Origin of the sequence: Altibacter sp. (assembly GCF_019913785.1) — a bacterium.
GTDB lineage: Bacteria > Bacteroidota > Bacteroidia > Flavobacteriales > Flavobacteriaceae > Altibacter.
On sequence record NZ_JAIOHK010000047.1, the window covers coordinates 21,857 to 34,968 of the forward strand.

General features: G+C 41.0%; 10 protein-coding genes. 5 read left to right on the top strand and 5 right to left on the bottom strand.

Annotated features, from left to right (window positions below):
- The first annotated feature begins 1 nt into the window (after position 1).
- Together K8F54_RS07740 and K8F54_RS07745 are read left to right on the top strand one after the other, a co-directional pair.
- Positions 2–2,752 carry an aminotransferase class I/II-fold pyridoxal phosphate-dependent enzyme gene (locus tag K8F54_RS07740; RefSeq protein WP_290789170.1) on the top strand — a complete coding sequence of 917 codons (2,751 nt, stop codon included), beginning with the start codon at positions 2–4 and terminating at the stop codon, positions 2,750–2,752.
- Positions 2,753–2,776: 24 nt separating this feature from the next.
- The gene (locus K8F54_RS07745; protein WP_290789171.1) at positions 2,777–4,249 is read left to right on the top strand and encodes a biotin carboxylase; all 1,473 of its coding nucleotides are present in this window, start codon (positions 2,777–2,779) and stop codon (positions 4,247–4,249) included.
- A gap of 109 nt (positions 4,250–4,358) precedes the next feature.
- On the opposite strand, the gene K8F54_RS07750 is transcribed toward K8F54_RS07745, so the two are convergent.
- Positions 4,359–4,556: a hypothetical protein gene (locus K8F54_RS07750; RefSeq protein ID WP_290789172.1), complete on the bottom strand. Its 198-nt coding sequence runs from the start codon at positions 4,554–4,556 to the stop codon at positions 4,359–4,361.
- Positions 4,557–5,145: 589 nt separating this feature from the next.
- Between K8F54_RS07750 and K8F54_RS07755 the strand changes: the two genes are divergently transcribed.
- The 3 genes from K8F54_RS07755 to K8F54_RS07765 all read left to right on the top strand — a co-directional run bounded on the left by K8F54_RS07755 (position 5,146) and on the right by K8F54_RS07765 (position 7,096).
- Positions 5,146–5,889, top strand: a complete 744-nt coding sequence (locus tag K8F54_RS07755) for a hypothetical protein (protein ID WP_290789174.1) — start codon at positions 5,146–5,148, stop codon at positions 5,887–5,889.
- A 224-nt stretch (positions 5,890–6,113) separates the two neighbouring features.
- Positions 6,114–6,479 carry a hypothetical protein gene (locus K8F54_RS07760; protein ID WP_290789176.1) on the top strand — a complete coding sequence of 122 codons (366 nt, stop codon included), beginning with the start codon at positions 6,114–6,116 and terminating at the stop codon, positions 6,477–6,479.
- Positions 6,480–6,607: 128 nt separating this feature from the next.
- Entirely contained in the window at positions 6,608–7,096 is a 489-nt protein-coding gene (locus K8F54_RS07765) for a T9SS type A sorting domain-containing protein (protein WP_290789178.1), read from the top strand.
- Positions 7,097–7,212: 116 nt separating this feature from the next.
- On the opposite strand, the gene K8F54_RS07770 is transcribed toward K8F54_RS07765, so the two are convergent.
- The 4 genes from K8F54_RS07770 to K8F54_RS07785 form a co-directional block, all read right to left on the bottom strand.
- Positions 7,213–7,650, bottom strand: a complete 438-nt coding sequence (locus K8F54_RS07770; RefSeq protein ID WP_290789180.1) for a cation transporter — start codon at positions 7,648–7,650, stop codon at positions 7,213–7,215.
- Between the two features lie 23 nt (positions 7,651–7,673).
- Positions 7,674–9,446 carry an efflux RND transporter periplasmic adaptor subunit gene (locus K8F54_RS07775; RefSeq protein ID WP_290789182.1) on the bottom strand — a complete coding sequence of 591 codons (1,773 nt, stop codon included), beginning with the start codon at positions 9,444–9,446 and terminating at the stop codon, positions 7,674–7,676.
- Between the two features lie 4 nt (positions 9,447–9,450).
- Complete coding sequence (locus K8F54_RS07780; protein WP_290789183.1) at positions 9,451–11,952, bottom strand: heavy metal translocating P-type ATPase; 2,502 nt, start codon at positions 11,950–11,952, stop codon at positions 9,451–9,453.
- Positions 11,953–11,954: 2 nt separating this feature from the next.
- The coding region (locus K8F54_RS07785; RefSeq protein ID WP_290789185.1) for a TolC family protein at positions 11,955–13,112 on the bottom strand (1,158 nt) is incomplete at its 5' end.

Genomic DNA, 13,112 nt, shown 5'->3' on the forward strand with positions numbered 1-13,112 from the left:
CATGACCCCCGGCAAAAAAAAAACAGTAAGCGCTCCCTATTATAGTATTGGTCAATTGCGATTGGCAAATTGGAATGAACTTAAAACCCAATGCGTCAAGCTTTCTTTAGCCAAAAGAGCTTCAACAATTGAAAAAAAATGCATTGCTCATATAACTGAATTAATTAACGGTTTAAATAAGATCGAGCAGTATTTTGTTTTTCCCGGTAGGCAAAAACTGAATAAGCTTGTCCATTGTTTGGATAAAAGAGAATTTGATTCTCTTAGTCATAAAGTCGCTGAAATTACAAAGCAGTTAGTAAGTGATGACTACTTAAGTCAGCCGTTTACACAAATACAGGAAGAAGATGAGCAAGATCGTCCGGAAGAAATTCGCGAGTTAGCACCAGGACAACGGAAGAATTATTTTGAAGTGCTGTTTGTGGAAGACATGACACCTGCCGATGAGGCGGCGCTTCACGATAAATTAAATGAACTCAGGGAACCGAATGAACAGTTTGTATACGAATTCCTAGTACAGCCATCTTTTCAGGATGCCTTAATCGCCCTGCTGTTTAATCCGCACATACAGGCCGTTGTTATTAGGTATGCACCCACCTTTAAATCGGATAATATTTCTCCTTTTATCAAGCCGTACATTCAAAACGTGCTGAAAATAGATTTTAATTCAGAAGCTGAATCCTCCTTAGGACCCTTATTGGGGGAATATATAAAGCGATTTAGACCAGAACTGGATACTTATTATGTGACAGATACTTCCTTAACCGATTTAAAAGATTCTACCCTCCAACAGTTTAAACGAATTTATTACCGAAAGGAAGATTTACAAGAACTTCATTTAGGGCTTATAAGAGGAATAAGAGAGCGGTTTGAAACTCCGTTTTTTAGTGCGCTAAAAGAGTACAGTCAAAAACCCACAGGGATATTTCACGCCATGCCTATTTCTCGAGGCAATTCGGTATTTAAGTCACGATGGATTAAGGATTTTGGAGAGTTTTATGGCCGGAATATGTTTCTTGCCGAAACATCCTCTACTACGGGTGGGCTGGATTCGTTGCTGCAACCAACGGGTCCTCTTAAAAAGGCTCAGGAAATGGCCGCCGAAACTTATGGAGCGAAGCGAACGTTTTTTGTGACCAATGGTACCTCCACCGCAAATAAAATAGTCTTACAAGCCATTATTGAACCTAGTGATCTGGTACTTATTGATCGTGATTGCCATAAATCACATCATTACGGCATGGTACTATCAGGGGCCTATCCGGTATACTTAGATTCGTATCCTATTGAAGAATATTCCATGTACGGGGGAGTTCCGCTTCAGACAATCATAAATAAATTACTGCAGCTTAAGGAGGCGGGAAGACTTGATAAGGTAAAGATGCTATTACTAACCAACTGTACTTTCGATGGTCTCGTTTACAATGTAGAAAAGGTAATGGAAAGCGTTTTGGCTATTAAGCCCGATATGATCTTTCTTTGGGACGAGGCCTGGTTCGCTTTTGCCGGTTTCACCTATATCTACAAACAACGCACGGGAATGTTTGTCGCTCAGAAATTATTTAATAAATATAGCACCGAAAATTATAGAAAGGTTTATAACGACCATGTAACACATTTGGCAATCGGAGAAATTCCTTCAATACCAGATCCCGACAAAGTTAAAGTACGAGTGTATTCAACCCAAAGTACACACAAAACACTTAGTAGTTTTCGGCAGGGTTCGATGATTCATATTTTTGATGAAGACTTCAGAAAAAAATCAGAAAGTACCTTCCTCGAATCGTATATGACGCATACCTCAACTTCACCTAATTACCAGATGTTGGCGTCACTCGATGTTGGAAGAAGACAGGTGGAATTTGAAGGCTATGAAATGGTTGAAAAGAGTATCGAATTGGCCATGGTTCTCCGAGCTAAGATTAATAATAACCCACAGCTTAAAAAGTACTTCGATGTTTTAACAGTCAAAGATTTTATCCCCGATACATATCGAGAAAGTGGTCTTGGCGAATATCATGATCCTGCTACCGGTTGGAATCGTATGGAAACCGCGTGGGAAAAAGATGAATTTATGTTGGATCCAACGAAAATCACCTTGTTTATAGGAAGGACAGGGGTAGATGGAGACACCTTTAAAAACAAATATCTGATGGACCAGTTTAATATTCAGATTAATAAAACATCCAGAAATACGGTCCTTTTCATGACAAATATTGGGACCACACGTGGAAGCGTGGCTTATCTTACTAATGCGCTACTGAAAATATCGCAGCAATTGGATGAGGAATTTAGATCGCTTAATGCTCGTGAAAATGAGATAAACCAACAGAAAATAAATTCACTGATACACGATGTGCCACCGTTGCCGGATTTCAGCTATTTCCATTCCTCCTTCAGGGCGGTTCCCGGTGTACCGGGTGGAAATATCAGAGAGGCATTTTTTATGGCCTATAACGAAGATAATTACGAGTATATCTCACTTGAGGAATGTAAAACTGCTATTGAGGCAGGTAGAGACTTAGTTGCCTCTTCATTTGTTATTCCTTATCCTCCGGGATTTCCGGTTTTAGTACCCGGACAAGTTGTGAGCAGTGAAATCATCAATTTTATGCTTGCCTTAGATGTTACCGAAATACATGGATTTCGAGCTGACCTTGGCTTACGTGTTTTTAATACAAACGTATTAAACCGACAAAAAACAGGGACTGCGATGAGTGCAATGGGGATGACTTCAAAAAAGACGAAATAGATTTTAATTTAAAATATTACTAGCATGGCTACTAAAAACACTACGATGACATTAAAGGGAGTACACGATATAAGACGTTTTTTTTATAAAAATGAAGAACCTATATACTTTATAAGTGCTACCAATTTTAATCTATTGGGTGCAGATGAGTGGATTAAAGGTTTCAAATATATTAATTATATCGATTGTTTTGATGGTTTGCATCCCAATGTCTTTTGTCCAACTGAAGAAATACCACATGATCAATTTGAGAGTATAGAAGATATAAACAACTATCTCTTACAGCATCCTGAAGTGCAAAATCTCATTGCTTCACGTAAAAAAGGAAGGAAAGCAGGGAAGGTAATGTTTCTAATGTTTAACGAAAAAACAGAGAAACTCGCTAAAAAGCTTGGTCTGGAGATCATGTTTCCTTCGGCAAAAATGAGAACAGCAATGGACAATAAAGTCAATACCAATAGGATTGCCGAAAAGGCCGGTGTTGCCTGCGTTCCATATGTGCTGTCCCAGGTGAAGGATTACGAACACTTAAATAAAGTGTCAAAGAAACTAGGAAAAGATCTAGTAATCCAAACGCCATTTGGAGATTCCGGACATACTACCTTCTTTATTTCGAATGAAGAAGAATTTAAAAAACACGAGGAAGAAATAGTAGCCGAAAAAGAGGTGAAAATCATGAAGCGTATCAACTGCCGTGGTTCTGCCATTGAGGCCTGTGTTACAAGACACGGAACTATAGTCGCACCACTGATGACCGAACTGGTTGGCTTTAAAGAACTAACCCCATATAAGGGAGGCTGGTGTGGTAATGAAATTTATCCTAATTCGTTTACGCCTACACTGCGCAGGAAGGCCAGAAAATATACGCAGATGTTTGGAGATCAGCTTCGACAAGAAGGATATAAGGGCTATTTTGAATTGGACTTTCTAATTGATCAGGACAATGGTGAAATATATCTGGGAGAACTCAATCCAAGGGTAACCGGTGCCAGCTCCATTACAAACCATGCGGTGTTCGCACTTGCCGATGCTCCATTATACCTATTCCATATGTTGGAATACATGGATGTGGATTACGAGCTAAGTATAAAAGCAATTAACGATAGATGGGCCAAACAAATAAACACGGATAGCTGGAGTCAGTTGATTATTAAGCACACAAAGAAAACCATCGAATATGTTACTGAGGCTCCAAAGTCGGGAATCTGGCGTATTTTTGACAATGGTCATATAAAATTTGATCGTATGGATTCACACCGTCGTGCTGTGGAGAGCGATAATGAGGGATTTTTCCTGCGAATTACCAATAAGGGAGATTATTTATATGAAGGGGCCGATATGGGAATTTTAGTAACTCGTGGGCGTATGATGACCGATAACTTTACCCTTACGCAAAGAGCTAAGACTTGGATTAATGCAATTCACAACAACTATTCGTCTACCTTATTAGACGATAAAGAGGAGCAACCCGAAATCATTGGGACGCTTGCCAAGTAAGTTGCCCAATTGAGAATCAATATTTGTTGTTGATATAATAAAAAAGCCTCCACATCTTGTGGAGGCTTTATATAGGTAGGCAAATTTTTGCTTACTATATCAAGAGCTCTTATTGTTGTACTTCTTCAACAATTTTAGTAGAATCTACAGTCTCAACTGCTTCGATTACTTCAGTTGGAACAACCTCTTCTACTTTAGAAGTAGTTTCTTCAACTGTTTCTTCTGTTTTCTCTTCTGTAGTTTCACGACAAGAAGAAATAGCTACTACTAAAAATAATGCGAAAGCACTATAAATTACTTTTTTCATTTTTTGAAATTTGTTAAATGTTAAAATGCGTGCGAATGTACTCTATTTTTCGATACAAAATTTATTTCCATAAATTATTTTAAGCAATAAATGGAAAATTTATGGCATCCTGTTATTTCTGTGTTCTACAGTGGTAACAGATTGAAGTCTAGTGGCTTATTTTTATAGCCTTATATGATTTATAGCAATAATTATATGTATTCTTTGGTAGGTCACCACACAAAACCCACACTAGGTGTGGCTTTTTCCCCAAAGGTGGATGCTTCTCGTATTGAGTAAAGTACCTTATAATAAGTAGATAACATAAGTTAGCGTGCGGTTGTTACGCGCTTTATAGTAGGGTTGGGTGCGGGTTGTGTAGGGTTTAAATTACTATACCTACGCTATACGTACGCTATATGTACGCTATAACTACGCTATACCTACGCTATATGTACGCTATACCTATACTATAACATCCCTATATACTAACTGTAACTATTTAGCGTTTATATAGTTACCCCAAATGTTGACTGCCTACGACTAGAATAATCGTGAGCGAAGGGTGAATTGCCCGAAACGCTTGAATAGTAACTTAAAAACGAAAAGTATGGCACGACAGAAAAGCAGTTTTCCCATCGTAGGGACCATAGACGGAATCAATTACTATTTTTCGAAAGGTAAAAAGTTGGCACGTAAGGCCGGAGGCGGCTTTAATGGTGAAACGATACGTAAGAGTATGCGTATGGCACGGGTGCGTGAGAACGCCAGTGAATTTGGACATTGTTCGCGGGTGAATAAGGAATTTAGAAGGGCCCTGATGGCATTCGCTCCCGACCATTCCATTAAATACCTGCACAGAAGGTTGATGACCCTTTTTAACAATATTAAGAAATTGGACGATACGAGTGAGCGCGGTCATCGCCGCGTTTATATGGGGATGGAGAATCCCTTTGCCATGGACTATTTTAAAGGATATTCATTTACGCCCGAGTGCAATGTGTATACGCATTTACCCTACCATATCTCCTTTCATGCCAAAACAGCCAGCTTAAAGCTGACTCGTGTGGAGCAACTAGAGCCCACTTTTATTACCGGGGCGACCTATCTACAAATACAATATGGGGTGTTGGAATTCGATTTTGAGACCTATGAATCGGTGCGGCATTTGTGTCCTCCGGTTCTCCTCAAGGAGGACAATATCCCTGCTGTGTTGGATTTTACACTTGATACTGAGATTGAAGGTGTGGGTGTCCTTTTTCCCTTGCTACGTATTTGTTACGTCCAAGAGATCAATGGCAGGCTGTATCCGTTTAAATCGGCCAATAGCGTAGGGCTTGGGGTGGTACTTTAGTGCGTCCTTAGCTTTGATGTATTACGACCCCTGATGCATTACCGGTGCATTAGGGGTCTTTGCAATATTTAACTATTCTGGATAATAGCACACACAACTCAGGTTTTCGGGCAATGTACTTTGTGTGCGGCTACCAAGCAATCTGGGTTTAAAAAGAATCCTGTTATTTGTTTTATTTGTATATTTATATGTGCTCCCCGTAACACATGCTAAGGTATTATGTTATGATAGCTAAACAACTTATCTTCCTTGTCTTCACTTTTTTTCTTTCAGAAGTGTTAGTTGCACAATACACTCAAATTCCGGATCCGGAGTTTGAGTGGTTGCTTGTTTTTCAAGGTATTGATACCGATGGACTTATAAATGGCCAGGTGGCCACTAGCGATATTGAAGACGAATTAGTCCTCTTGTTGGATCACCCACAAATACAGGACCTTACCGGTATAGAAGATTTTGCCAGTTTGGAAGAATTAAAACTCTTGGGAGTAAATGTTAGTGAGGTAAATCTTTCCCAAAACAGTAATTTAGAAGAATTTGAGGTTAATACGGCGCCCCTGGAAAGCTGGATCTATCACAAAACTTTAACTTAAGAGATTTCCTTTTTGAAGGAGGACACAATTGTCCTACCTGTCCTAATTCAAGTCCCATCACAACCTTAGATTTGTCTAGCAATTTGCTGTTGGAAAAAATTTATATTGTAAACACGATAATTACAAATTTGGATTTGTCAACTAATGTGCTTTTGGATCGTGTTCAGTTTTGGCACAATCCCGACTTGACCTCCATCAACCTAAAAAATGGTAACAATGAGAATATTTATTATTTGGTCATTAATGATAATCCAAATTTAGTCTATCTGCAGGTCGATGATCCGGCCGGAGTAATTGCTGGTGTTGATCCTCCATATGACAATTGGACTATAAGTGGCAACCCACTTATTTCAGAGAACTGTTATTTGGGACTAGAAGAGTTTTTAGAATTTTCTATTTCTATCTACCCTAACCCTACCAATGACATCATTCAAATTGAGAGCAACTCATTTATCGAAATAGCATTCATCCAAATTAATTCCCTGCTTGGGGAATTAGTTATGGGCCATGGAAGGGATACCCATCAACTAGATGTATCCAAACTCAGCAGCGGAGTATATATTCTAAAAGTAAATACTTCAAGTGGTGAGTTCACTAAGAAGTTGGTGAAAGAGTAATGTACCACGAGTAATCGCCCACTTAAGACCCTGTCCCAAGTGGGCACTACTTTATCAATTGTTGTTTTTCGAAAGCTATTAACAGCCTTAATCTAAAAGACTCTTAATTTTATATATTAATGATCGTGCTTCTTATGATCATCATCTTTCTTTTCACCCGATTGATTCATGGTCATTTCGTGGTCATATTGGCAGCAACCCGGTAAACTAGTATAGGCTTCTTCATTGCCTGCTACTTTTTCGGTATCATAACCGGAGGCTGCTATGGCATTGTGAATGGCCATTGCATTGGTCTTGGTTGCGTCAAAGGAAACATCAATTTTCTTTTTTTCCTTATCCCATGTCGCAGCGGTCACCCCTGCTACACTGTTTGCTGCCTTTTCAATGGTGCTTTTACACATTCCGCAATTGCCTCTTACCCCAAAGGATAGATCGGTGAGAGCTATTTCTTTGGCTACTTCGGTAGTGGTGGTGGTTTCGGTTTTGGTCTGGCCGTAACCGTTTGTGATTCCAATTACCGCAATTACAGCGATACTTAACATTACTTTTTTCATGGTTTATATATTTAAATTAATTACTATTCTATTACTTGTTTTACTTCTCCACAGCTGAGCATGGCATCACCAAAATAAGGATTGATCACCCTTTCTTCTTTAGTTAACCAATACGCACCCTTATTCTCATCGGCCATGGGGCAAAATGCCAATACCACCTTTTCATTGACACCAAACCGCTCTATAGCATTGGTTAATTGTAAGGACAGTTGTTTAAAATGAAGTCGTTGTACCTTTATCGCTGTGGTCGTCGAGATGGAAAGCGCAGACGCCTTTATGTCCTTTTCTAATGCCATCCAATGCGTATGCGAGGAATTATCGGGCAGTAGTTTCATATCTACTTTGTTCAATTGGTCCAGGAGTTTTTTAGAGGCTATGACTACTTTTTTTGAATCCTCTTTGACCAAGGCATCTTTTATATCGATATATTCATTATAGACCTCCTTTAACTGATTCTGAAAGTCCATTGAAACGGCAACTCTTTTAATCATTTTGGAGTGATCTACTTCGGTATTGGTAGAAGCATCCTCGCTAAGGGTATGGCCTTCATGCCCCGTCGTAGTGACGCCACCTTCCTTATTCATCATCGATTTTTTTCCACGTAATTGTGCTGCGGCATCTACCGTAAAGGTTCCGTAAACAACAATCTCGTCACCATTTTCAAGCCCCTCCAATACTTCGTACTGTTCCCCCAATTTATTTCCTAGGGTTACCTCGCGCATTTCAAACACAGGCTGGTCTTGAGAAGGTTTTATATACACCACCGAACGTTTTCCTGTCCATAACACCGCCGAAGCCGGAATGGTGAGTGCCTGTCCTTTAGGTGCTGTCATTCCCTTCACCGTACCTTCCACAAACATGCCCGGTTTAAACAATTGGTCGGTATTGGGTAAAACCGCTCTCAGTTTTACCGTTCGTGTTCTGGTGTCTAATACGGGATTTATAAAATCTACTTTCGCTTTAAATTCTTTGTTCGCATAGGCTGCAGAGCGTATGGATATCTCCTGCCCAATTGAAAAGGCGTCGATCTGATTTTCATATATATCGAAATTGGCCCATACCGTATTTAAATTAGCAATTTTTAGTAAGGGCTGCCCCTGTTTTACATAATCGCCTTGTGCTACCAGTTTTTCTGAAACGGTTCCTGAAACCGTGGCATAGACCGGGAAGTTCTCCCGTACCTTTCCTGAAGATTCAATTTGATCGATTTGGCTATCGGAAAGCTTCCACAATTTCAATTTATTGCGAACGGCCTTGTATAAGGCAGGTTGCGACTCCTTTAATGAGGCGGTTGTAAGGAGTTCTTGCTGTGCTGCATACAATTCAGGCGAATAGATGGTTGCCAATAATTGTCCTTTGCCGACTTTTTCTCCAGTAAAGCTGATGTTCAAACGTTCAATCCGCCCCGAAAAATAACTCGCCTGCACGGAGTTTCCTTCTTCATTTTCAACAATTTTTCCGGAAAGGCGTAGTGCATTATCTGCGATATCCCCGGTTCCAACTATCGCCGTTTGAATATTGGCCAAGGCCATTGCATTTTCGGTCAGCTTAAACTGGTCAGCCAATAGACCGTCATGCCCGCTTTCGGCAGGAATTAATTCCATACCACATATGGGACAGTCGCCGGGTTCGGGTTGCATGATCTGTGGGTGCATGGAACAGGTCCACAGTTGGTTATCTTCGGAAACCACCGCGTGATTATGCGTTGCTTCGGAAGTAGAGGAGGTACCAAATAGGAACCAGCCTAAAATGAGTCCGATAATCAATATGCCGCTATAAACAATGTATTTTTTCATAGTATTATATTTTAATATTTCTTAGCCGAAGCGCATTGAAAATGACCGAAACAGAGCTGAAACTCATGGCCAAGGCCGCGATCATGGGTGATAATAGAATTCCGAATACAGGAAACAATACCCCGGCGGCAATTGGCACGCCTAAGGTGTTATAGATAAGCGCAAAGAATAAATTTTGCTTGATGTTTTTCATGACGGCATGACTCAATTTTCGCGCCTTTACAATACCTTGTAAATCACCCTTTACCAAGGTAATCATGGCGCTTTCTATAGCCACATCGGTACCGGTTCCCATCGCAATGCCCACATCACTTTTAGCCAGAGCAGGGGCATCGTTGATCCCGTCACCCGCCATTGCCACAATATGCCCGGCTTCTTGTAATCGCGTTACTTCATTGAGCTTATCCTCGGGCAGCATACCTGCTTTAAAACCGGTAAGATGAAGCTCCGATGCGACCGCCTGAGCTGTATTGTGATTGTCACCGGTGAGCATCACCACATCAATACCTCGCTTTTGGAGTTCTTGTATCGCCTTGGCGCTTGTCGCCTTTATTTTATCACCTATCACCACATAACCGCTTACCTGACCATCAATGGCTAAAAACGATACGGTCTTACCCTGACTTTGATAGGTTTTGGCAGTTTCCTGCATTTTGGTTGAAATAATGGCTTGTGCGTGTTCCATCATTTTCGGGTTTCCTAAACTTAGCTTTTTGGACTGTATTATCCCTTCCACGCCTTTTCCGGTAACGGCAAGAAAGGCTACCGCATTTAAGAATTCCACCTGTTTTTCCTTGGCATATTTTACCGTGGCATCGGCCAATGGGTGTTCACTATTGCTGTTTAAGGAGGCAATGTATTGTAGTATGTCGCCTTCACTATACTGCTCGCTAAAAGTCCCGACGCTTTCTACGGTAGGTTTTCCTTCGGTGATAGTTCCTGTTTTATCAATAATCAGGGTATCCACCTTATCCATTTTTTCAAGGGCCTCCGCATTTTTAATCAGTACGCCATTTTTAGCGCCACTTCCCACGCCTACCATCACCGACATGGGTGTGGCTAGTCCTAGGGCACAGGGACAGGCAATAATGAGCACGGCAATCGCATTGACCAGCGCAAATACATAGGCGGGTTCTGGACCCCAAATGGCCCAAACCACAAAGGTGAGGACAGAAATAAGGACTACAATTGGCACAAAATATCCGGAAACCTTGTCGGCCAGATTCTGAATAGGTGCCCGACTTCTACTGGCCGTATTTACCATTTGAATGATCTGTGATAGCAGGGTGTCACTTCCTACCTTTTCAGCCTTCATCAAAAAGGTCTGATTTCCATTAATAGTTCCGCTACTCACGGCATCACCTGCTGCCTTGTTCACGGGAATGGGCTCCCCGGATATCATAGACTCATCTACAGTGGTATTCCCTTCGGTAATCACACCATCCACGGGAATTTTCTCGCCCGGTTTTACTTTTAAAATATCGGCGAGGACTATTTGGTCGATAGGGACTTCAACCTCTTCACCATCGACCATTTTTGTCGCCTTATTAGGTGCCAGTTTCAATAGTTCCCTTACCGCCGAATTGGTCTTACTATGCGCTCGAGCTTCTAAAAGCTGTCCTAACAAGACAAGGGTAAGAATAACCGTGGCCGCTTCAATGTACACATGCACAGCACCCGATTCAGATTTAAACTGATCGGGGAATAGATCGGGGAATAGCATTCCGAAGACGCTAAACAACCAGGCAATCCCGGCTCCAATTCCTATAAGTGTAAACATATTGAGGTTCCAGGTCTTGATACTTTTATAGGCGCGTATAAAAAAGATCCATGTGGCATAAAACACAACAGGAATAGAAAGTGCAAACTGGATCCAGTTCCAATATTGCTGTTCCAAGATATCATACAATGGATTATTTTGAATCATTTCACTCATGGCGATGAGGAAAATAGGTGCCGTAAAAATGGAGGCTATCCAAAACTTTTTTAATAGGCTTTTATAGGTTTTTTCTTCCGCCGAAATATCCACCTGCATTGGTACTAAGTCCATACCACAAATAGGGCAGGAGCCCGCCTCATCCTTTACTATTTCGGGATGCATAGGGCAGGTCCATTGTTGGGAAAGACTGGCGGAGGTATTTAGCTCTTCCACCAGGGCCATACCACAAACTGGGCAATCTCCGGGTTTGGAATAGGTTTTATCTCCTTCGCAATGCATGGGGCAGTAAAAGGTGCCCGTTGCGTTCTCGTTGGAAGGCTTCTCCTTTTTAACTACCGGAGGATGCTGATGTGCTCCGGGAAGGTGAATACTGTAACGCGCACCGTCATCTGCTAAGGCCGCTTGCAAAGTTGCAATAGGAATATGCGATTCCATTTCGATAGTTGCAGCTGACTTTTCTAAGTCGACTACGACCTTAGTAACCCCCGCGACCTTTGACAAGGTTGTTTCAACATGACTGCGACAACCATCGCAGGTCATTCCGTGTATATGATAGGTATGTGTCATTTTTACTGTGTTAGATAATTTATAATACTACTTTGAATATAATAGGTTCTTACCGATTCTATCTGATTTAATTGAAACTTTAATTGCAATTCCTGAATGTCTAAGACATCATTGAAATCAATGGTCCCGGTTTCATAATTTTTCACCAAAATAGATTCGGCATCCTTAGCCTGTTGTAAGTTTTTGACCTGTGTATTGAATTTAATCCGAGATTGATTACGCTGGGCAATGGCTTGAGACAGATTCGCCCTTAGTATATTCAGGCGCTCCTCTTTTTGAGATTGAATTTCCTGTTTACGCAAGTCATTCTGCCTGGTTTGTGATTTGTACTTATTCGTAAAAATGGGGATGGACAACGAGACCATAGGCATCACCATATCTTTATACGAACTGCTTATCATTGGACTATTTTCCTGATTAATATATTCGACTCCAACACCAACTCTGGGACCACCTTCCTTTTGGTTTAACAACTCGGCCTGTTGTACAGATTGATAGAGCTTGTCATATTTAAGCAATTCGGGATTTACCGACAAGCCCTCATAACTATAGAAACTATCGTCTTCCGGAATTTCCAATGAAGAAACTACGGATACATTTTTATCATAGTCCCTATTCATCAGGCTGTTCATCGCTGCCAGTATACCGTCGTTTTGCTGAATTAAAACATCTTTCTCTTGTTCAAGTTCGTTCTGCCTAATCTGTAATCGCAACACGTCTACCGCCGATGCCTTACCCACCTCTAAGGAGGTAAGTGCAAGGCGTTCATAGGTTTGTAGGAGTACTATATTTTCGTCGAGCACTTGCTGCTTGGCCCTATTTTCATAGAGCAGATAATAGTATTGTGCCACGGAAAGTGCAAGCTTTCGCTTAGCGATGGTCACCTCTACATATTGGGCGTCGGCCATCGAAGTCGCATAGTTCTCTCTCGCTGTGATAGTACCAAACCAAGGTAACATTTGCATGACAGAAACCCTAAAACGTTCCATGGGCATTTCCATCTCGGGGGCTATGGCCATAATCCCAAAATTAAAATCGGTATTTGGCAAGCCGCTTACTTCATTTACTTTTTCTGAAGCAATCTGATACTGAAAATCAAACTTCTGTATTTCAGGATTATTCGATAAGGCCACTTGGATAAGGCTTTCCAATTCTTGCGC